This is a genomic window from Actinomadura sp. NPDC049382, assembly GCF_040677125.1.
GTDB classification, from domain to species: Bacteria; Actinomycetota; Actinomycetes; order Streptosporangiales; family Streptosporangiaceae; genus Spirillospora; species Spirillospora geliboluensis.
This window is the reverse complement of the sequence record NZ_JBFARO010000139.1, coordinates 1-20,468: the sequence shown is the minus strand read 5'-3', so window position 1 is coordinate 20,468 and position 20,468 is coordinate 1. Positions and strand designations below refer to the sequence as shown.

The 20,468-nt window shown below is 73.0% G+C and carries 18 protein-coding genes; 4 read left to right on the top strand and 14 right to left on the bottom strand.

The genetic code is table 11. The annotated features are described in order from the left end of the window. Positions 1-854: hypothetical protein (locus AB0K34_RS40225; protein ID WP_364553955.1), on the top strand; the 854-nt coding region annotated here is incomplete at its 5' end. A 95-nt stretch (positions 855-949) separates the two neighbouring features. Here the strand turns inward: AB0K34_RS40225 and AB0K34_RS40220 are convergent. From AB0K34_RS40220 to ligD (AB0K34_RS40190), 7 genes are all read right to left on the bottom strand, one after another. Continuing rightward, complete coding sequence (locus tag AB0K34_RS40220; protein ID WP_254715089.1) at positions 950-1,249, bottom strand: hypothetical protein; 300 nt, start codon at positions 1,247-1,249, stop codon at positions 950-952. Positions 1,250-1,362: 113 nt separating this feature from the next. Continuing rightward, positions 1,363-1,596: a DUF3107 domain-containing protein gene (locus AB0K34_RS40215; RefSeq protein WP_138640599.1), complete on the bottom strand. Its 234-nt coding sequence runs from the start codon at positions 1,594-1,596 to the stop codon at positions 1,363-1,365. A 133-nt stretch (positions 1,597-1,729) separates the two neighbouring features. Further along, complete coding sequence (locus AB0K34_RS40210) at positions 1,730-2,359, bottom strand: TetR/AcrR family transcriptional regulator (protein ID WP_089326332.1); 630 nt, start codon at positions 2,357-2,359, stop codon at positions 1,730-1,732. Between the two features lie 213 nt (positions 2,360-2,572). Beyond that, entirely contained in the window at positions 2,573-2,767 is a 195-nt protein-coding gene (locus AB0K34_RS40205; RefSeq protein ID WP_138640600.1) for a hypothetical protein, read from the bottom strand. After that, positions 2,727-4,118 carry an NAD(P)/FAD-dependent oxidoreductase gene (locus tag AB0K34_RS40200; protein WP_240808430.1) on the bottom strand — a complete coding sequence of 464 codons (1,392 nt, stop codon included), beginning with the start codon at positions 4,116-4,118 and terminating at the stop codon, positions 2,727-2,729. Before AB0K34_RS40200 ends, AB0K34_RS40205 begins: the two co-directional genes overlap by 41 nt. A gap of 108 nt (positions 4,119-4,226) precedes the next feature. Continuing rightward, positions 4,227-5,135 carry a non-homologous end-joining DNA ligase gene (gene ligD, locus AB0K34_RS40195; RefSeq protein ID WP_364553952.1) on the bottom strand — a complete coding sequence of 303 codons (909 nt, stop codon included), beginning with the start codon at positions 5,133-5,135 and terminating at the stop codon, positions 4,227-4,229. Between the two features lie 57 nt (positions 5,136-5,192). Next, positions 5,193-6,167 (bottom strand): non-homologous end-joining DNA ligase, encoded by a 975-nt coding sequence (ligD, locus tag AB0K34_RS40190; protein WP_138640602.1) that lies wholly within the window; start codon positions 6,165-6,167, stop codon positions 5,193-5,195. A gap of 112 nt (positions 6,168-6,279) precedes the next feature. Here ligD (AB0K34_RS40190) and AB0K34_RS40185 point away from each other — a divergent pair, with 112 nt between their 5' ends. Further along, entirely contained in the window at positions 6,280-7,179 is a 900-nt protein-coding gene (locus tag AB0K34_RS40185) for a Ku protein (protein WP_138640603.1), read from the top strand. A 9-nt stretch (positions 7,180-7,188) separates the two neighbouring features. Here the strand turns inward: AB0K34_RS40185 and AB0K34_RS40180 are convergent, their stop codons facing one another. The 3 genes from AB0K34_RS40180 to AB0K34_RS40170 all read right to left on the bottom strand — a co-directional run bounded on the left by AB0K34_RS40180 (position 7,189) and on the right by AB0K34_RS40170 (position 12,052). Continuing rightward, positions 7,189-7,491 carry a hypothetical protein gene (locus AB0K34_RS40180; protein WP_138640604.1) on the bottom strand — a complete coding sequence of 101 codons (303 nt, stop codon included), beginning with the start codon at positions 7,489-7,491 and terminating at the stop codon, positions 7,189-7,191. A 100-nt stretch (positions 7,492-7,591) separates the two neighbouring features. Next, positions 7,592-9,754 (bottom strand): MMPL family transporter, encoded by a 2,163-nt coding sequence (locus tag AB0K34_RS40175; protein ID WP_364553949.1) that lies wholly within the window; start codon positions 9,752-9,754, stop codon positions 7,592-7,594. Positions 9,755-9,886: 132 nt separating this feature from the next. After that, a complete protein-coding gene (locus AB0K34_RS40170; RefSeq protein WP_364553947.1) occupies positions 9,887-12,052 on the bottom strand; it encodes an MMPL family transporter in 2,166 nt (721 codons plus the stop codon). Between the two features lie 153 nt (positions 12,053-12,205). On the opposite strand from AB0K34_RS40170, the gene AB0K34_RS40165 reads away from it, so the two are divergent. Further along, positions 12,206-12,928, top strand: coding sequence for a TetR/AcrR family transcriptional regulator (locus AB0K34_RS40165; protein ID WP_138639144.1), 723 nt, complete (start codon positions 12,206-12,208; stop codon positions 12,926-12,928). On the opposite strand, the gene AB0K34_RS40160 is transcribed toward AB0K34_RS40165, so the two are convergent. The 4 genes from AB0K34_RS40160 to AB0K34_RS40145 form a co-directional block, all read right to left on the bottom strand. Further along, positions 12,904-14,121 carry an ROK family transcriptional regulator gene (locus AB0K34_RS40160; protein ID WP_364553944.1) on the bottom strand — a complete coding sequence of 406 codons (1,218 nt, stop codon included), beginning with the start codon at positions 14,119-14,121 and terminating at the stop codon, positions 12,904-12,906. The genes AB0K34_RS40165 and AB0K34_RS40160 overlap by 25 nt on opposite strands. A gap of 114 nt (positions 14,122-14,235) precedes the next feature. Then, complete coding sequence (locus AB0K34_RS40155) at positions 14,236-17,265, bottom strand: alpha-N-acetylglucosaminidase TIM-barrel domain-containing protein (protein ID WP_364553942.1); 3,030 nt, start codon at positions 17,263-17,265, stop codon at positions 14,236-14,238. Positions 17,266-17,744: 479 nt separating this feature from the next. Then, positions 17,745-18,374: a response regulator transcription factor gene (locus tag AB0K34_RS40150; protein ID WP_301175942.1), complete on the bottom strand. Its 630-nt coding sequence runs from the start codon at positions 18,372-18,374 to the stop codon at positions 17,745-17,747. A 2-nt stretch (positions 18,375-18,376) separates the two neighbouring features. After that, a complete protein-coding gene (locus AB0K34_RS40145; RefSeq protein ID WP_364553940.1) occupies positions 18,377-19,531 on the bottom strand; it encodes a sensor histidine kinase in 1,155 nt (384 codons plus the stop codon). A gap of 189 nt (positions 19,532-19,720) precedes the next feature. Between AB0K34_RS40145 and AB0K34_RS40140 the strand changes: the two genes are divergently transcribed. Next, the gene (locus AB0K34_RS40140) at positions 19,721-20,329 is read left to right on the top strand and encodes a heme-binding protein (protein WP_138639150.1); all 609 of its coding nucleotides are present in this window, start codon (positions 19,721-19,723) and stop codon (positions 20,327-20,329) included. Positions 20,330-20,468 lie beyond the last annotated feature (139 nt).

Here is a 20,468-nt window from a genome sequence, read left to right as displayed (position 1 = left end):
GCGTCTCGGCGGCCGTCGCCGCCAAGGCGGCTGGGGCGGTGATCGCGGCGAGCGCCGTCGCGGCGGGCGGCGCGGGGGTGTACGCGGCGAGCACCGGCGACGAGGCGTCGCGGGTGGAGCGGCCCCCGGTCCTCCAGGTGCGGCCCGTGTCGTTCACCCGGACGACGAGCGGCCCCTCGACCCGGGTCACGGCGCGGGTGCCGCAGCTGTCCGGGCTCCCCGGCGGGCTGACGGCCAGGGTGAACGCGCTCATCCGGGAGCCGGCCGAGCGCTGGGCGGAGAGCGCCGGATCGGACCTGGCCGCCTTCCTGCCGAGGGACGACCCCGCGAACCCCTACACGGGCAAGGTCGAGTACGACGTGGGCCTCAAGGGGCCGAAGCTCTTCTCCGTCCGCTACAGCTTCAGCGGGACGGTCATGACGCGGAACACGCCCGCCGTGCAGGTGGTCACGGTCGACCTCACCACCGGCCGGGCGCTGGCGAGCCGCGACTTCTTCCGCCCCGACGCGCTGACAGGGCCGCGCATGAGCGCCCTCACACGCCTGCTGGCCGAGTACGGTCCCGGGCACGGCTCGCTGTGCGGCGAGGGCCCGTTCTGGGACTCCGAACGCCGCCAGTACGTCGACACCCCGCCGTACGCTCGGGACCTGACGCCCACCCTGGTGAACGAGGGCGTCCTGCACATGCTGCCGACGCGCCAGGGGATCGTCTTCTACCCGCCGGTGTCGCGGATGGGGTACTCGATGGCGTGCGGGCGGCAATGGCGGCCGTTCGACATCCCGTACCGGCGCCTCGGGCGGTACATCAGGCCGGACGTCTTCCGAGCGGCGGGCGCGGCCGTTCCCACGCCCTGAGCCACTCCGGGGCCCGGAGCCGCGAAGGCCCCCGCCTCGCGAGGCGGGGGCCTTCCACGGAGTGCCGGGCGCGCGTCACCTCGCGCGCCGCGCGGTCAGAACGTGCCGCGGCGGGTGCGCCAGTTGCGCTTGCGGCCGCCGTGCCCGCGCGTGTTCATGCCGGTCAGCGCCGCCACCCCGAGCGCGGCGATCACGACCGCGAACACGAAGGCGATGAGGGTTCCCGCGCCGAGTGCGTCCGCGACGACACCGCCGAGGACGGCGCCGGCGACCCCGATGAGCAGGGTCAGCAGAACGCCGATCGGGTTGCGGCCCGGAACGAGCAGCCGGGCGAGGGCTCCGATGACGGCACCGACGACGATGAACCAGAGGATCGTCGTGAGCATGTCGATCATCCATTCCTTCTCCGTGGGCCGGGACGGCCCGTGAACGGTGATCGGTATGCCCGTTATGTCAGGTTAAAACAAAACGCAGGTCAAACGCCCCGCCGGCCCGCCGGCCGAGGCCGTCACGCGTACTGCGTGCCGAAGCCCACGCTGCGCTGCTCGTCCTCGGAGATCTCCAGGTAGCCGACCCGGGCGGCCGGGATCACGATCCGCCCGGCCCGCCGGTCCTTGAGGACCAGCACGCCGTTCGGCTCGTGGAGCGCGTCGGAGAGCGCCTCCGTCACCTCGTCGGCCGACTGCGCCGTGTCCACCACGAGCTCCTTGGGAACGTTCTGCACCCCGATGCGAACCTGCAACGCGCTGCTCCCGTCGTCCGTCTGCGTCCCCGCCGACCGCCGGCGGGGTCTCTCCCCCGATGGTCGCACGGAGATCACCCGGCGCGCGGGCAGTCGGTTGTGCCGAGGGTGAACGCCCCGTCCCGCGCCGGGGTCAGCCCTGGTCGGTCGTGCGCGGGAAGCCGGAGATGCCGCGCCAGGCCAGCCGGGCGATGATCTTCTCGGCGGTGTCCTTCGGGATCGCGCGGTGCTGGGAGAGCCAGAACCGGGCGCTGACCTCCGCCATGCCGACCAGGCCCATGCCGAGCAGGTGCGCCTCCTCGGCGGGGGCGTTGGTGTCCTCGGCGATGACCTGGGCGATCATCTCCGCGCACTGCTGGTTGGCGCGGTCGACGCGGGCCCGGACGGGCGCCACGTTGCGCAGGTCGGACTCGAAGACGAGCCGGTAGGCTTCGCCGTCGCCGGCCACGAAGTCGTAGAAGGCCTGCATGCTCGCCTGGACGCGCAGCTTGTTGTCCGTGGTGGACTCCAGCGCCTCCCGGACGATCCTCACCAGGTTCTCGGCGTGCTCGTCCAGCAGGGCCAGGTACAGCTCCAGCTTGCCCGGGAAGTGCTGGTAGAGCACGGGCTTGCTGACGCCTGCGCGCTCGGCGATCTCGTCCATCGCCGCAGCGTGGTACCCCTGCGCGACGAACACCTCCTGGGCCGCGCCGAGCAGCTGCCTGCGGCGCGCCAGCCGCGGCAGCCGCGTACCGCGGGGGCGGGCGTCCGGGGTCGCGGTCACCACACTCTCCGATCACCGAATCGTCGCGGCGGGAGGGGGTCGTCCGCCGCGTGTGGACAATCACATCATCCTACGCGCGAGTAACTCCGTCGGGGACATTCTCGCCGCGGCGGCGTTCCTTCGCGCAGGTCAGTGTATTCCCGCCGGGGCGGGCGCCACCCCGCACCGATCTTTTTCGAAAACCTTGTTACCTGTGGCGCGGACCAACGCCGGTCACCGGTAGTCGTCCTCGTCCACCGGCACCTCGCGCCGCTGCTCGGCGGCGTCGGCCTCGTTCGCCTCCTCCGGCAGGGGGGCGGCGGTGCCGGGGCCGTCCACCGTCTCGTCCAGCGCGGCGCGCTGCTCGGCGGCGTCGGCCTCGTTGGCGTCATCGGGCGCCGGCCGGTCCAGGTCGTCGGTCTCGCTCATCTCGGTCCTCCTCCGAAGTCCCGTCGCGGCGCCACCGCTCCGCCAGCTCCCGCAGCGGCGCCTCGACGGCCTCGCCGTAGGTCGGGAACGCGTGGACGACGTCGGCGAGCAGGCTCAGCGGCGTCTCCGCGCGGATGGCCAGGGCGATCTCGCTCATCCACTCCTCGGCATGGCGGCCGGCCGCGGCGGCGCCGACGAGCAGCCCGCGGGAGCGGTCGGCGTACAGTTCGACGCGGCCGCGCTCGTCGGCCTCCACCGCCGCCCGCGCCGTCGCGGCGAGGTCGTACCCGGCCGTGAGGAGGTCTATGCGGAGTTCCGCCGCCCGCGTGGGCGAGATCCCGACCGAGTAGACGGAGGGGGAGGTGTGGACGACGCGGGGGATCGCGCGGTAGTCGGCCTCGCGGCGCCGCCCGAGGAGGTTCGCCAGCACGATCTGCGCCTGGTAGCGGGCCGCGTGCGTGGTCCGCGCGATGCCGGTGACGTCACCGGCCGCCCACACACCCCCCGTACTGGACGGCACCCGGCACGTCTCGTCCACGGGGACGCCTTCGCCCGGGGACACGGCGATGCCGAGGGTCTCCAGCCCGAGGCCCTCCACGCGGGGACGGCGCCCGGCGGCGACGAGGACGCGGTCGGCGTCGAGCGTCCCGCCGTCCGACAGCCACAGCCGCACGCCGACGTCCTTGCGCTCGACGTTGCCGACGGCGGCGCCGAGCCGCAGGTCGACGCCCATGCGGCGCAGCGCGTCCGCGACCACCTCGCCGGCGAACGGCGCCTCGGCGGTCAGCAGCCGCCCGGACGCCTCCACGACCGCGACCTGCGACCCGAACGCCGCGTACACCTGGGCCAGCTCGCAGCCGACCGGGCCGCCGCCGAGGATCACCAGCCGGCGCGGCAGGTCGGGCACCGACAGCGCCTCCGCGCTCGTCCAGAGCGGGACGTCCGCGAGGCCCTCGACGGGCGGGATCACCGGTTCGCTGCCGGTGCAGACGACGAGGTCGCCGTAGCCGTGGACGGCCCCGTCCACCTCCACGCGCCCCGGTTCGAGGACGCGGCCGCGGCCGCGCAGCACGGTCACGCCGGCCTCGGCCATCCGCGCGACGGCGGGATCGTCGCCGCGGCGTCCGGCCAGCTCGTCGCGGCGCGCCAGCGCCATCTCCCAGGTCTCGCCGCGCCGCGCCGACAGCAGCAGCGACTTGGACGGCACGCACGCGAAGTACGGCGATTCTCCGCCGACCAGGCGGTTCTCGACGAGCGCGACGTCCCGGCCGGCGCGGGCGAGCCCGGCCGCGACCAGTTCCCCCGCCGTCCCGCCGCCGAGGACCACGGCGTCGTAGTGGTTCTGCGACAACTGCTCTTCCTTCCGCCCCGCTCGGTGTCCCCGCGTCCATGGTGGCGGAATCCGATCCCGGAGCGTGCCGGTTCGAACACATAGGGCACGCGAATCGCGGCGGGAAGCTCAGGGGAGCGGGCGGTGGTCCTTCAGAAGCGGCGCCAGGAGGTCGCCGTGCTCGTCCACTCGCTCCAGCGCCTCGCCGGGGGAGAACACGAGGTCCGCGGCGTCCTCGCAAGATTCGAGCTCGTCCCACGTGACGGGCGTCGAGACGGACGGGCGGCTGGCCGCGCGCAGCGAGTACGGCGCGACGGTCGTCTTCGCGGGGTTGTTCTGGCTCCAGTCGACGAAGACCTTGTCCTTGCGCAGGCGCTTCTCCATCTTCGCGACGACCAGGTCCGGGTGCTCCTTGGCGAGCCGTTCCGCGATGCCCTTGGCGTACTGCGACGTCCGCTCGGCCTCCTTCGGCTCCTTGATGGGGACGTACACGTGCAAGCCCTTCTTGCCGCTGGTCTTCGGGTACGCCTGCAGGCCGTCCTCACCGAGCAGTTCTTCGAGCAACAGCGCCACCTTGCACGCCTCGACGATCGTCGCGGGCGGGCCGGGGTCGAGGTCGAAGACGAGGAGGTCGGGGGTGTGCACCTTGCCGCGCGGCCCCACCTTCCACTGCGGGACGTGCAGTTCCAGCGCCGCGAGGTTCGCGCACCACACGAGCGTGGGCAGGTCGTCCACCACGATGTAGTCGAGGGTCTCGCGGCCCCGCGTGCTGCCGGGGCTCGGCACGGTCGCGGTGCGAATCCAGTCGGGGGTGTGGGAGGGCGCGTTCTTCTCGAAGAACTTGCCGCCGTCGACGCCGTCCGGCCAGCGGATCCGGGTGGCGGCGCGGTCCTTCAGGTGCGGCAGCATCACCGGGGCGATGCGCGCGTAGTAGTCGATGACCTCGCCCTTGGTGAACTCCGGATAGAGGTTCTTGTCGAGGTTGGACAGCGAGAGCTGCTGCCCGTCCACCTCCACTGTGGTCTTCTTGCCGCTCATGCACCGCCTCCGGCGGCTCCTGTACGGCCCTGTCCGGCGTGTTCGGCGCGCGCCGGTCTACTGCTCACTCGTGACCTCCAGGGGGTCCTTGTCGTCACGCAGGCCCCTCCAGGACGGGAAGCGGAGGCGTCCGTCCCGGGTGCGGGCGCTGTAGGCGACCTCCCCGACGAGTTGCGGCTCAACCCATTGGGCGTCTTTGGCGAACTCGCGCGGGACGGCCTCGTCGTAGGGGCTCGTCGGACGGCGCAGCGGCCAGAGCGTCTCGTACAGCTCGTCCAAGGCGCGGTCGGTGAAGCCCGTGCCGACGTGGCCGACGAACCCCAGCATGCCCTTCACGTCGTACTCGCCGAGTAGCAGCGACCCCACTCCGCCTTCGCGCCGCCCCTTGCCGGGCTTCCACCCGCAGACGATGACCTCGCGCGTCATGAAGTTCTTCACCTTGCGCCAGAAGTCGACGCGCCGCCCGGGCCGGTAGGGGGAGTCGAGCCGCTTGGCGAGGACGCCCTCCAGACGCTGCTCGCGGGTGAAGGCGAGTAACTCCCGCACCTGCGTGGCGTCGGCGCCGTGCAGGTACGGGGGGACCTCCACGGGGCCGGTTCCGGCCAGGTCCAGATCGGCCAGCAGCGACCGGCGGTCGGTGTACGGCATGTCGTAGAGGAGGTGCCCGTCGAGGTACAGGACGTCGAAGACCACGTACCGGACGGGGACGAGGCGGATCAGCCGGGCGTCGGGGTGCTCGACGTGCATCCGCCGCTGGAGGCGCTCGAAGCTCGGCCGCCCCTCGTCGAAGGCGACGACTTCGCCGTCCAGCACGACGTCGTGGTCGGGCAGCAGGTCGGCCAGGGCGGACAGCTCCGGGTACCGGCCCGTCACGTCGCCGCCGCGCCGCCCGCCGGCCCGGACGCCGTCCGCCGAGACGTGCGCCAGGACGCGGACCCCGTCCCACTTCAGCTCCAGGCCCCAGCGCTCGCCGTCGGGGGGCAGCTCCCCGGTGGCGGCCATCATGGGCTCGACGGGCCACGGCATGGTCATACCGGCGTCTTACCCGGTCCCGCCGCGCAGAAAAGGATCAACGGCTCGTTCTGGCGCAAAACGCGGGAGGTTGCGACGCTAGGAGCGGGAACGTGCTGGGTAAGGACGGATCATGCGGAGTATCTGGAAGGGCGCGATCTCGTTCGGGCTGGTGACGATACCGGTGAAGCTCTATTCGGCGACCGAGCAGAGGGACGTCAGCTTCCACCAGGTGCACCGGGAGGACGGCGGGCGCATCAAGTACAAGCGGGTCTGCACGGTCGACGGCGAGGAGGTGCCGTACTCCGACATCGCCAAGGGCTACGAGCTGCCGTCCGGCGAGATGGTCATCCTCACCGACGAGGACTTCGCCGACCTGCCGCTGTCGTCCAGCCGCCGGATCGACGTCCTGCAGTTCGTGGAGCAGGAGGAGGTCGACCCGATCTACTTCGCGAAGTCCTACTACCTGGAGCCGGACGCGCAGGGCGCCAAGCCGTACGTGCTGCTCCGCGACGCGCTGGAGAACTCCGGGCAGGTCGCGGTCGTGAAGGTCGCGCTGCGGCAGCGCGAGTCGCTCGCCACGCTGCGCGTCCGCAACGGCGTGTTCGTGCTGGAGACGATGCTCTGGCCGGACGAGGTCCGCACCCCCGACTTCCCGTTCCTGGACGAGGACATCGAGATCCGCAAGCAGGAGCTGTCGATGGCGACCTCGCTGATCGAGTCGATGGAGGGCGAGTTCGACCCGTCGGAGTACAAGGACGCCTACCGCGAGGCACTCCAGGCGGTCATCGACGCCAAGGTCGAGGGCCGGGAGGTCACCCGGCCGGAGGAGGCCGAGGAGGAGCCCGCCGCGGACCTGCTCAGCGCCCTGCGCGCCAGCGTCGAGGCCGCCAAGAAGAGCCGCGGCGAGAAGGACGGCAAGGCCGCGTCCGGCAAGGGGGCGGCCGCCAAGAAGCCCGCCGCCCGCAAGGCGCCGGCCAAGTCGGGCGCGAAGAAGGAGCCCGCCAAGAGCCGGAGCCGCAAGTCGGCCTGAGCCCCGCCGTCAGTTGTCGCGGCGGGCGGTGAGGACGCGGCCGAGCAGCGCCGCGGTGCCGGACGGGTCCGTGCACGGCGCGATCCGCTCGCCCCAGCCGTAGAAGTAGGCCCAGGAGCCGCCGGGGCCGTCGGGGGCCGCGATGACGCTCTCGTTGATCCGGCGCATGTGCGGGTCGGCGACGAGCGCGGACGGGCGGCGGCCGGCGGGCGCGGCGACCTCGACCGCCCAGCCCGCGGCCCGCAGGGCGTCGGTGAGCCGTTCCAGCTGCGCGAGTTCCGCCTCGGCGTCGATGATCACCCGCGTGGACATGGTGCCTCCCCAAGGGACATCCGTGTGCTGTGGTATGGGATCCGCCGGACGGGATCCGTCGCGGTACGCGTCACGCGAGGCGGTGCCGGTGGAATGCCGTTCAGTCTCGCGCCGCCTCAAGGGGGACCACAAGCGGTTTCCGCAGATTGGTGACCGGCGCTTCACGGATTCCGTACCTGCCGTAGAAGCGGGACAGGGGCCCGGGAGCCCACCAGTTGGCGCGGCCCATCAGCCGCATCATCGCCGGGACGAGCAGGGCCCGCACGATCGTCGCGTCCACCAGGATCGCGACCGCCATCCCGACCCCCACCATCTTGATCATCGTGATGCCGGACGTGGCGAACGCGCCGATCACGACGATGAACAGCAGCGCCGCGCTGGTGATGATCCCGCCGGTGCGCTGCATGCCGGCGGCGACGGCCGCGGTGTTCGAGCCCGTCCGGTCGTACTCCTCGCGGACCCGCGACAGCAGGAACACCTCGTAGTCCATCGAGATCCCGAACAGCATCACCAGCATCAGGATCGGCATCGCGGGCGCGATCGCGCTCATCGGCGTGAAGCCGAGCAGGCCGGACAGGTGGCCGTCCTGGAACATCAGCACGACGGCGCCGAAGGTGGCCGACAGCGACAGCAGGTTCATCACGATCGCCTTCAGCGGCAGCACCACCGATCCGAACGCCAGGAACAGCAGCAGGAACGTCGCGCCCCCGACGAGCAGCGCCAGCCACGGCAGCGTGCCGCCGAGCCCGCCGACCTCGTCCACGACGTCGGCGGTGGCGCCGCCCACGTGGACCTGCGCGCCCGGCGGCGCCGGCGCGTCCCGCACCTTCTGCACGAGGTCGCGCGCCGTGTCGGAGTAGGGGTCGGCGTCGTAGCGGACCGCGATCCGCGTCGTCGTGCCCTCCGATCCCGTGACGGTGGCCCCGGCGGCGCCGGGCAGCGCGGCCAGCCGGTCGCCGAACGCGTCGATCGCGGCCCGGTCGGCCGTCCCCGTGACGATCGCGTTGACCGGCGTGGTGGCGTTGCGCGGGAACCGCGCGTCCAGGGCCTCGGCGACGGCCCTGGCGTCGGTGCCGGCCGGCAGCGCGGCGGCGTCGACGCCGCCCCAGTTGATGCGCAGGAACGGGGCGCCGAGCGCGAGGAGCAGCGCCACCGTGGCCACGACGTAGACGACCGGGCGCCGCATGACGCTGTGCGCGAGCCGCGCCCACCAGCCCCGGGACTCCCTGCGCCGGCGCCACAGCGGCAGCGCGTCGACCTTCGGGCCGAGGACGGCGAGCAGCGCGGGCAGCACGGTCAGCGCGCCGAGCATGCAGACGAACACGGTCGCGATGCCGCCGTAGCCCATCGAGACCAGGAAGTTCTGGTCGAACAGCAGCAGCCCGGACAGCGAGATCGCGACTGTGACGCCGGACACCGCGACGGTGCGCCCGGCGGTGTTCATCGTCGCGGCCAGGGCGTCCTCGACCGAGGCGCCGTCCCGCCTGAGCTCCTCCCGGAAGCGGCTGACCACGAACAGGCCGTAGTCGATCGCGAGGCCGAGGCCGAGGAACGTCGTGATGTTCACCGCGAAGATCGACACGTCGGTGGCGTACGCCAGCGCGTGCAGCGCGGTGAACGAGCCGAGGATCGCGAACCCGCCGACCAGCAGCGGGAGGCCGGCCGCCACCAGCCCGCCGAAGATCAGCACCAGCAGCACGAGCAGCACCGGCATGGCGATGGCCTCGGCGCGGGTGATGTCGGAGGTGACGCGCTCGTCGATGGCGGCGGAGGTCGCGACCGGCCCGCCCGCCTTCGCGGTGAGCCCGCCGCCGACCTCGGTCAGCTCGTCCTTGATCGCCTCGTAGGAGCTCGCCCGGGCGGCATCGTCGGCACCGGCCATTTCGAGGACGGCGTAGGTGGACGTGCGGTCACCGCTGACGAACTGCGGCGCCTTGGTCGTCCAGTAGGTGCCGACGGAAGCGACCTTGTCCTTCGGCAGCGCGCCCAGAGCCTGCTCGACCGACGTCCGGTAGGACGGATCATCGACCGTGGTCTTGCCCTGGTAGAGGACCACCACGTCGGCGGCGTCCCGCCCGAGGGCCTGCTCGGCGATCCGGGTGGCCTTGGTGCTCTCGCTGCCGGGCGTCTCGAACCCGCCGGCCGAGGACAGCGCGCCGAACACGCCCGTCCCCCACACGCCGGCGAAGACCAGCGCCGCGCCCGCCACCGCGAGGACCCACCGGCGGCGCCGGTGCACCCACCGGCCCCATCGCTCGAACATCCGTCGCCCCCCGCCCGCCCCCACGGCATCCCGGTGCTACGTCAAGCAGGGTAAACACCGTTTTGTACTGCTTTGACACGTTTCAGTGGCCGGTGGTCGCGCACCACCGGCCACTGAAGCGGCCCGCCGGGGTCAGCCCACCGGTTCCAGATGGGGCTGCTGCGGAGCGGGAGTGTCTCCTTCACGGATGCCGTACTTGCCGTAGAGGCGGGCGAGCGGGCCCGGAGCCCACCAGTTGGCGCGGCCCATCAGGCGCATCGCGGCCGGGACGAGCAGGGCCCGCACGATGGTCGCGTCCATCAGGATCGCGATGGCCATGCCGAGGCCGGTCATCTTGATGAACGTGATGCCGGACGTGGCGAACGCGCCGATCACGACGATGAACAGCAGCGCCGCGCTGGTGATGATCGAGCCGGTGCGCGCCATGCCGGCGGCGACGGCGGTGGTGTTGGAGCCGGTCAGGTCGTACTGCTCGCGGACCCGCGACAGGAGGAAGACCTCGTAGTCCATCGAGATCCCGAACAGCATCGCCAGCATCAGGATCGGCATCGCCGGGGAGATCGAGCCCGTCGCGGTGAAGTCGAGCAGGCCGGACAGGTGGCCGTCCTGGAAGATCAGTACGACGGCGCCGAAGGTGGCCGACAGCGACAGCATGTTCATCACGATCGCCTTCAGCGGCAGCACCACCGACCCGAACGCCAGGAACAGCAGGACGAACGTCGCGCCCCCGACGAGCATCGCCAGCCACGGCAGCGTCGCGCCGATGCTGTCGAGCTGGTCGACGACGTCGGCGGTGGTCCCGCCGACGAGGGCCTGCGCGCCCGGCGGCGGCGGGACGTCCCGGACCTTCCCCACGAGGTCGCGCGCGGCGTCGGAGTCGGGATCGGCGGCGTAGCGCAGCGCGATCCGCGTCGTGGCGCCCTTCGCGCCGGTCACCGTCGCGTCCGTGATCCCCGGCACCGCCGCCAGCCGGTCCCCGTAGGACTGGATCGCGGCCCGGTCGGACGTCCCGGTCACCACCGCCTCGATCGGGTTGGTGGCGTTGGGCGGGAACCGCGTCTCCAGCGTCTCCGCGACCACCCGCGCGTCGGCGCCCTCCGGCATGACCTTCGCGTCCACGCCGCCCCAGTTGATGTGCAGGAACGGGGAGCCGAGCGCGAGGAGCAGCGCCACCGTGGCGACGACGTAGACGACCGGGCGGCGCATGACGCTGTGCGCGAGCCGCCACCACTGGCCGCCCTCCTGCCCGGCGGGCGCCTTCGCGCGCCGCCGCCGCACGGAGAGGGCGTCGACCTTCGGGCCGAGGACGGCGAGCAGCGCGGGCAGCACGGTCAGCGCGCCGAGCATGCAGACGAACACGGTCGCGATGCCGCCGTAGCCCATCGAGACCAGGAAGTTCTGGTCGAACAGCAGCAGCCCCGACAGCGACACCGCCACCGTGATCCCGGACACGGCGACCGTGCGCCCGGCCGTGGCCATCGTCGCGGCCACGGCGTCCTCGATCGAGGCGCCGTCGCGGCGGATCTCCTCGCGGAACCGGCTGACCATGAACAGCCCGTAGTCGATCGCGAGGCCGAGGCCGAGGAACGTGGTGATGTTCACCGCGAAGATCGACACGTCGGTGACGTAGGTGAGCGCGTGCAGCGCGGTGAACGAGCCGAGGATCGCGATGCCGCCGATCAGCATCGGCAGGCTCGCCGAGACCAGCCCGCCGAAGATCAGCACCAGCAGCACGAGCAGCACCGGCATCGCCATGCCCTCGGCCCGCCCGATGTCGGACGAGACCCGGTCGTTGATCGCGGCCTCGGTGCCGATCGTCCCGCCGACCTTCGCGGTGAGCCCGCCGCCGACCTCGGTCAGCTCGTCCTTGAGGTCGGCGTAGTTGTCGCTCCGCGCGCCTTCGTCGGCCCCCGCCAGCCGCAGGACGGCGTAGGTGGCCGTCCGGTCGCCGCTCACGAGCTGCGGCGCCCTGGTCGTCCAGTAGGTGTCGGTCGAGGCGATCTTGTCCTGCGGCAGCGCGGCCAGCGCCCGCTCGACCGAGGCCCGGAACGCCGGGTCGTCCACCGTGGTCCGCCCCTGATAAAGGACCACGACGTCCGCCTCGTCCCGGCCGAGGTCGCGCTCGGCGACCTGCGCGGCCTTCGCGCTCTCGCTGCCCGGCGTGTCGAAGCCGCCGGCCGAGGTGAGCGCGCCGAAGACGCCCGTCCCCCAGACGGCGGAGAAGACCAGCGCGGCGCCGGCCGCCGCGAGGACCCACCGGCGCCGCCGGTGGACCCATCGTCCCCATCGCTCGAACATGACCCGCTCCCCTGTCTCGCTACGGTCCATCACTGAAGTAAACGGTGTAAGCTGCGAACAGCGTTAACTTCGCATACAGCGTTCGCTTTCGTCAAGGGTGTTTCTGAGGAATCATGCGAGGACGGCAGGAGCGCGGGAGGAGAGGGCGGCGTAGTGGAGACACGGCGTGATCGGCTGCGTGCGGCGACGGTCCGGGAGATCACCGAGACCGCCCGGCGGATCCTCGTCGAGGAGGGCCCCGAGGCGGTGACGCTGCGCGCGATCGCCCGCGAGATGGGCATGACCGCGCCGGCGCTCTACCGCTACTTCGGCAGCCACGGCGAACTGCTGCGGCACCTGGTCGGCGACCTGTTCAGCGAGCTGACCGGCGAACTGCACACCGCGCTGAAGGACGTCCCGCACGACGACATGAGCGGCAAGTTCCTGGCGGTGTCCCGCCGCTTCCGGACCTGGTCCCTCGCGCACCCCCGCGAGTACGCGCTGCTGTTCGGCGCGCCCGTGCGCGGCGTCGGCGAGCAGGAGCAGGAGGCCGACTTCGCCGAGGAGTGCGCCCGCCAGTTCGGCTGGACGTTCATGGCCCTGTTCCTGGAGCTGTGGAACAAGAGCCCGTTCCCGGTCGCGTCCGACGACGAGATCGACCCCGCCCTGCTGCCGCAGCTGCGCCGCTACCGCGACGAGGTCGTCGGCGTCGATCTGCCGGCCGGCGTCATCCAGCAGTTCCTGAAGTGCTGGATCCGGCTCCAGGGCGGCGTCAGCCTGGAGGTCTTCGGGCACCTGCAGTTCGCCCTGGACGACGCCGCCCCCATGTTCGAGCTGATGCTGGCCGAGATCAGCCCCCAGATCGGCCTCGCCTACCGGCCCCCGGCGGACGGCTGAGGCCGGCCGGGCGCCGTGCCGGACGACGCGTTGTGCCAGATGACGCCGAGCCGGTCGTGCATGGCGGTCGCGGCGGCGCCGTGCATGATGCTGCGCTCGGCCATCGTGGAGAAGCGCGGCCGCCGGACGTCGCTGGGCGGGAGCCGCACCGCCAGCTCGCGCTCGATCGCGTCGAGCAGCCGCTCCCCGGCCCGCCGGATCGGGCCGTCGATCACGACGTCCCCGATGTCGAGGATCGCGGCCTGCACGCACAGCAGGGCCGCGAGGCTCTCGCCCGCGTAGTCGACCCGTGCCGCGAGCGCAGCCAGCTCCGGCGCCGCCGGCGCGGCACCGGGCGCGGCGACCGCGTCCAGCCGCTCGACGGGCGCGCCGTCGAGCACGGCCGGCAGGCTCGCCACCGTCTCCAGGCAGCCCCGCCGGCCGCATTCGCAGTCGCGGTCGCTGACGCCGACGTCGATGTGGCCGACCTCCCCGGCGCGCCGGCGCTCCCCGAGGTGCACGCGGCCGTCGAGCAGGATCGCCGAGCCGATGCCGCCCGCGATGTGCAGCACGATGACGCTGTCGCCGTCCCTGCGCTGGCACGACAGCTCCGACATCCCCACGGCCGTCGCGTCGTTGACCAGCACGACGTCGTGCCCGAGCGCGGACTTCAGCGGCCCCGCCAGGTCGACGTCCCTCCAGCGCAGCTGCAGCGCCTCGATGACGCGCTGCTCGGGGGACACGATGCCGGGGACGGCGACCCCGGCGGCCAGCACCGCCCGCCCGTCGTCGGCGGCGAGGCCGGCGAGCATCGGCGCGAGCGCCGCCACCACGTCGGCCGCGCCCGGACGGGCGGGCAGCGGCACCCGGACGGTGGCGCCGATCGCGCCGTCCAGCCCGATGACGCCGCCGCGCACCTCGGATGGGCGGACGTCGGCCATCAGCAGGCAGTGCCGGACGGTGTCGATGCCGAGCAGCCTGGCCGGCTTGCCGCGGCCGGACGGGCGCCCCGCCTCCTCGGTGACCAGCCGCCGCGCCACCAGGGTCTCCACGATCTCCGAGACCACGGCGCGGGCGAGGCCCGTCGAGCGGGAGATGTCGGCGCGGGACACGGTGCCGCCGCCCGCCAGCACGCTCTGCAGGACCAGTTCGGTGTTGCGCTCCCGGAGGACCGCGGGCGTCGCCTTCTCGGTGATCCGGACCGGCCTGGTCATTGTCGCCTTCCCCGTGCTCACCGCGCTGACCCCCTGCACGGGAGCGTATAGGGATCCGGACATGCCCCGGGGCCCGGCCGCCGGTTCGGCGGGCGCGGGCCCCGGGGGAGGGAGTTACCTGGTCGCCGGCGGCGACGTGCAGGTGAGCGTCGGCACGCCGAACGACACCGCGTCGAACCAGCGGTTCACGTCGTACTGGTCGACGACGAGGCGCAGTTCCTTGACGTCCGCCACATCGACGTCGAGCCGGACGGCCTCGGCCCCGGAGGTCGCGAGCCCGCTCCGCAGCACCCCAGTCTCGTGCAGGAGCCGGCCGTCGCCGAAGACCCGAACGATCACATCGCCGTCGGCGGTGTGGTTCATCGCGTCGTCGATCCCGACCACGGTCGTGAACCGCTGGCAGCCCTGGTTCAGCGCGAAGCGCACGTCGGCGTTCGCGTTCGTGCCGAGCCCCTTGCTGTAGAAGGTCCCGTCCAGCCGGATCGGCTTGCCGTTGCCCTCGGGCGTGCCCGGCGTCACCGTGTCGCGGGCCACCGCGTAGATGCCGTCATGGTTGGAGGAGTAGGTGAACGGCAGGTCGCTCAGCTGGACGCGGCCGTCCGCCGCCACCGGCAGCACCGCCGTCGCCTCCCGGGTGAGGTGCTGCCCCGCCTGGTCGAAGCCGACGGTGAACTCCACCGCGACCTGCGTCGTCCCTGCCGGGAGGGCGTCGGTGCGGTGCAGCGTCCACGACTGCTCCAGCGTGGCGCCGGGGTCGATCTCTCCCTTCTCCGGCCCGGCCGGACGGACCTCCACGCCTGCGGGCGCGGAGACGTCGAAGGTCAGGCCGCTCATCGGCGCGAAGTAGTTGGTGTTGGTCACCGAGGCGGCCACCTCGGCGGAACCCGAGAGCGAGCCCGTCGGACGCAGCGCCAGGCGCAGGTCGTAGCTGTCGCCCATCAGCCGCCGCAGCGTCTTGGACGCCTCGGTGTAGGTGTCCCCGGACGGCTTGGTCGGGTACTTGCCGCCGTCCTTCGACCACGCCTCGGCCATGGCGTACCAGTCGAAGGCCGGCGGCGTGCCGCCGGCGCGCAGCGCCTCCTTCAGCCCGTCGAACAGCTTCGCCCACCGCGGCGCGTAGTAGTCGCGCAGCACGCCGGACCACTCGCGGTAGGCGTAGTCGTGCAGGTCGGTGTTGCTCTCGCCCCACGACGTGATCAGCTTGCGCGCCTCGTACTCCAGCTGCCGGGCCTCGGCCGGGCCGCCGGCCGCCTGCCGCGCCCGCTGCAGCCACGGCCCGACCATGGAGCCGCGGTCGGTGCCCGTGAGGGCGTCGAGGCCCTTGATGTGGCCGATCCAGCTGTCAGTCAGCTTCGTGAGCGTGGCGAGGTCACGGGCCTGATAGGCCGCGTTGATCTGCGGCAGCAGGGTGCGGGACCGGTCCGCGACGGCCTGCCGGGCCACTTCGAGCAGGTCGTACCGGTAGGCGGAGCTGCCCCGCAGCGACCGGTCCACCGCCAGCAGTTCCGGCAGCGCCCGCGCGAACGCGGCCGGGTCGTAGGCGAACGCCGCCTGCGCCCACCGGTGCGGCCGCGTCGCCGCCAGGCTCGGCGCCGCCGCGAACAGCCCGCCGTGCCCGGACGACCGGCCGCCGGTCGGCGGGATCGCGTAGGCGGTGTCCGCCAGCACCCGCCAGGCGGCGCGGGCGTGCGGGTCGGCGCCGCCGTACCGCGCGTCCGCGTACTCGTCGAACCACCGGTGGACGTCGACGGGGCCGTCGTGCCAGGGCAGCTCGGCGAGGAACTCGACCGCGACCGGGTTGTTGTAGCTCGCCTCCGGCATGATCGCGATGCCGTCGAGCGCGCTGCCCCCGGCCCGCGCCCGCCACGCCCAGAACCGCTCGTTCCAGGCGCCGACCGGCGCGCCGACGGTCGAGTTGCCGCCGAAGTTCCAGATCGACCCGAAGGCGTACGGCGTGCCCTTCCAGTCGGCGTCGCGGTCGACCTTGAGCGCCCGGTCGGACAGGCCGTCCACGATGAGCATCCTGCTGCGGTCGACGGCCGCCACGGTCTCGGCACGCGGGTTGCTCTGCCAGCCGAGGATCACCCAGGTCGCTCCGGGGTGGGCCTTCTCCAGCGCGTCCTGGACGGCCACCGAAGCCCGGCCCACCGGGATGTCGCCGGCCTTGCCGCCCTCGTGCAGCAGGTCCATCTTGTACATCGTCGACTTGCCGAGCAGGCGGTCCTGGACGCCGTAGAAGCGCTCGGCGACCTTGCCGAACACCGGGTTCGTCGGCGCCAGCCAGTCGGGCCGGGTGAACCCCTGCCAGGTGCCCTGCGGCACCGTGACGGCACCGGGGTTGCGGGTCTCGAAATCGGTCGGCACGGTGCCGAAGTAGCCCGGCAGCACCGGCGTGATGCCGACCTGCCGCATCCGGTCGGCGATCCGGCGGCCGAGCTTCGCGCGGTCGCGGATCTGGTCCTCGCTGATCGGCGAGGTGAAGTTGGACATGTTCTGCAGCAGCCACCACGGCTGGTAGCCGGCGCCCGGGATCCAGGAGCGCACCTCGTCCGCCGAGTAGCCGAACGATTGGAGCGTCTCGAAGTACACGGCCTCGGTGCCGACGGGCATGAACATCTCGTTGACGCCGTGGAGGGCGTAGACGTCGATGAGGCGTTCCCAGTCCTCGAACGTCCGGTAGGGCCCGGAGTAGCCGTCCTCGGTGTCGTTGCCGGCGAACCGGTGCTTCACGACGGACGACTGCTCGATCGGCCGCGCCGGGAGGGGGAGCCGCTTCGGGAGGTCGAGCTGGTCGCCGGTCCAGGAGATGTCGGCCTTGACCACGTGCTTGAGGTACCAGTTGAAGCCCATGAGCAGCGCGGGCGAGCTGCTGCCCGCGATGACCAGCCGCCGGTGCCGGCCGGAGACGCGGAAGGCGTCCCGGTCGCCGGGCAGGGTCTCCAGGCTGACCTGCGCGGCGTACCGCGGGCCGACCAGCCGCTTGATCACCTCATGGGCGGGCCGCACGTCGAACGCCGGGCGGCCGCGGCCGGCCGTGTCCGCCGACGCCGTGGTCCCGGGCAGCACGCCGATGACGAGCAGGACGCTCACCACCCCGGCCACCGTGATCCGCCATCTTCGCTGCGTGCCGCTCCGTCGAACCACGGTCGCGTCCCTTCGCCGGGGTTTTGATCGGGGCCCAAACTAAATACCCGTCGGCCACCCGGTCAAGATCCAAAGCCCCGGAATCTCTTCCCGGCGGGCCGGTGCCGTCCGGGGTCCGCGGCGCCTGCCCCGGCCGGCGGACGCGCCCGAGCCACCCGCCTTGAGAACCTCGGTCGAGCCCTCGATTCGACAGATTTCCACGGCGAATTCACTGCCCGATCGGGGCGGGTCGAATCGGGTTTCGGCGGGCATGGCGAGGCGGGCGACGAGTTTCTCGCCGCCCGCCCCGCCGCTCGGGGCCAGGATTGGGGGAGTCTGTAGCCCAGATCGCGGAGTTGGACCGCGTTCAGGCTGGACACGTTGTGGTCGTGATCGGTGGATGCGGGCATCGGCCGGACGGCGCGCTCCTCCGCGCCCATCGTCCGATGGGAGGCGCGAGCACGCCGGTGACCGTGGGATGCGCGGCCCTGGACGGCTGGTCAGCCGGGGAGGCGGATGAGGCGGCGCTCGACGGCCGCCGTGACGGCGGCCGTGCGGGTGTCGACGCCGAGCTTGGCGAAGATGTGCACCAGGTGCGTCTTGACGGTGGCCTCGCTGATGAACAGCCGGCGCGCGATCCGCTGGTTGGACAGGCCGGTGGCCAGCAGTTCGAGGATCTCGATCTCGCGCGGGCTGAGCGCCGGGGCGGGCTCGCGGACGCGGTCCATCAGGCGGGTGGCGACGCGCGGCGACAGCGCCGTCTCGCCGCGGGCGGCCGTCCGGATGCCCTGGAACAGCTCCTCCGGTGGGCCCGCCTTGAGCAGGTACCCGGCGGCGCCGGCCGCGATCGCGCGGGAGATGTCGGCGTCGGAGTCGTAGGTGGTCAGCACCAGCACGCGCGGCGGGTCCGGCAGCGCGAGGACGCGCCGGGTCGCCTCCACGCCGTCGATGCCCTCGCCGAGTTGCAGGTCCATGAGGACGAGGTCGGTCGGGACGAGTCCGACCTGCCGGACCGCCTCCGCGCCGTCGGCCGCCTCGGCGACGACCTCGATGTCGGGCTCGCCGCCGAGCAGCGCGCGCAGCCCCGCCCGGACCACGGAATGGTCGTCCACGATCGTCACCCGGACCACGTTCACCCGCTCATCGCCTCCTCGCGCCCCGCGTGCCAGGGGACCATGGCGGCGACGACGGTCCCGGCGCCCGGCGCGCTCTCGACAGTGAGGGTGCCGCCGACCTCGGCGACCCGGTCCCGCATGGCACGGAGCCCGTACCCGCGCCCCGGCGCGGACACCGCCGCCCCCGGATCGAATCCGGAGCCGTCGTCGGCGACGTCCAGGGACACCGCCTCGCCGAGATAGGTCAAGGTGATCATCACCGTGGCGGGGGCGGCGTGCTCGCGCGCGTTGGCGACGGCGCCCTGCGCGACGCGCAGCAGCGCCGTCTGAACCTCGACGCCCACCGGGTACTCGTCCCCCTCCACCCGGAACAGCACCCGCGGCTCCGCGTCCGGCGGGCCGGCGAGTTCGCCGAGGGCGGCGGGCAGCGAGCCGGACGCCAGCGCGGGCGGGGCCAGTGCCCGGACGAAGTGGCGCGCCTCCTCCAGGTTCGTCGCGGCGGCCTCGGTCGCCCGCCGCAGATGGCGCCGGGCGGCGTCCGGCGCGGTGTCCCACTGCCGGTCGGCGGCCTGGAGGAGGATGCCCATGCTGGTCAGCCCCTGGGCGAGCGTGTCGTGGATCTCGCGGGACAGCCGCTCGCGCTCCTCCAGCACCCCCGCCGCGCGCTGCGAGGCGGCCAGCTCGCCGCGCGTGCGGACCAGGTCGTCGATGAGCCGCTGGAGCTCCAGGAAGATCACCGCCGCCATCGCGGCGACCGCGAGCGGCGCGAGCACCAGGCTCGGATCGACCCGGTCCGCCAGGTAGACGCCCGCGAAGATCACCGTGCTGGTGAGCACCACCACGGCGATGACGGCGGCGCGCGGCGACAGCAGCCGCAGCGCGGCGAAGAACAGCGGGACGGCGCACCAGGCGAAGCTCGGCGCCATCGCGACCAGCACGACCCAGCACACGACCACCGCCGCGAGCCAGGTGAGGCGGCCCCGGCGGCCGAGCGCGTCCCACCAGACGACGCCGGCCGCGTAGCCGACGGCGAGCACCCCGGACAGCGCCAGCAGCGCCGGCGTCGTGCCGTCCAGGCCGTGCCGCACCACCAGGCGGGACGCCGACGCGGCGAGCAGCAGGAAGAACCCCGCGTGCATCGCCAGGTGGATCCGGCGTTCGCTCTCCGTCACGACTGCTGCCTCCCCTCGCGGCACCGCTCGCAAGCCTGCCCGGCCGCCCGGTCCCCGGCATCGACCGATCGGTTGATCCGGCCGTCCACCGATCCGATCGCCGGCCTCAACCGCTCCCGCGATGGCGCGGCGCGTGTCGGCCGCGAGGCTTGAAGGCGTCGAACCCGAGAACACCCTGGAAGGACCACGATGCAGGACGCCACGAGGCAGGACACGCAGCGCACGCGGAAGAACGGCAGGCCGGGGATCCGGTTCCGCACTGTCGCCGGGGCGGTGACGGGGCTCGCCATCGTCGCCGGCGCCGTCGGCCTGTCCGCCGCCAACGCCTCGGCCAGCCCCGCCGCCCCGGCCGCCGGGAAGGCCCCGCGGGCTCCGCAGGCCGTGCAGGACGTCCGGACGCTGACGACCGACGCGGCCACCGCCATCGCGAACGCCGCGCAGAAGGAGGCCGCGAAGCAGAACCAGCGCGTCGCGGTCGCGATCGTCGACCGCTCCGGCGACCTGCGCGTCCTCGTCAAGGGCGACGGCGCCGGGCCGCAGACCGTGGAGTCGGCCAAGCGCAAGGCGTTCACGGCGGTCTCGTTCGGGCAGCCGACGTCCAAGCTCGTCGAGGGCGCGACCGGCGACGGCCCCACCCTCCGCGACATCCCCGGCACCCTGCTGCTCGCCGGCGGCGTCCCGGTGACCTCCGGCGGCTCCCCGATCGCGGGGATCGGCGTCGGCGGCGCGCCGCAGGGCAGCATCGACGAGAGCATCGCCCAGGCCGGCCTGCGCGCCGTCCAGGGACGGCTCGGCTGACCCATGAGCCGTCTCGGTCGCGGCGGCACGGCCGCCATGACGGGTGCCGTCCTCGCGGCGGCCCTGGCAGTGCTGACGGGGTGCGCCGCCACCGGCGGCGGAGCCGGCGGCGGCTCCGCCGGGTCCCGCGCGTCCGGCG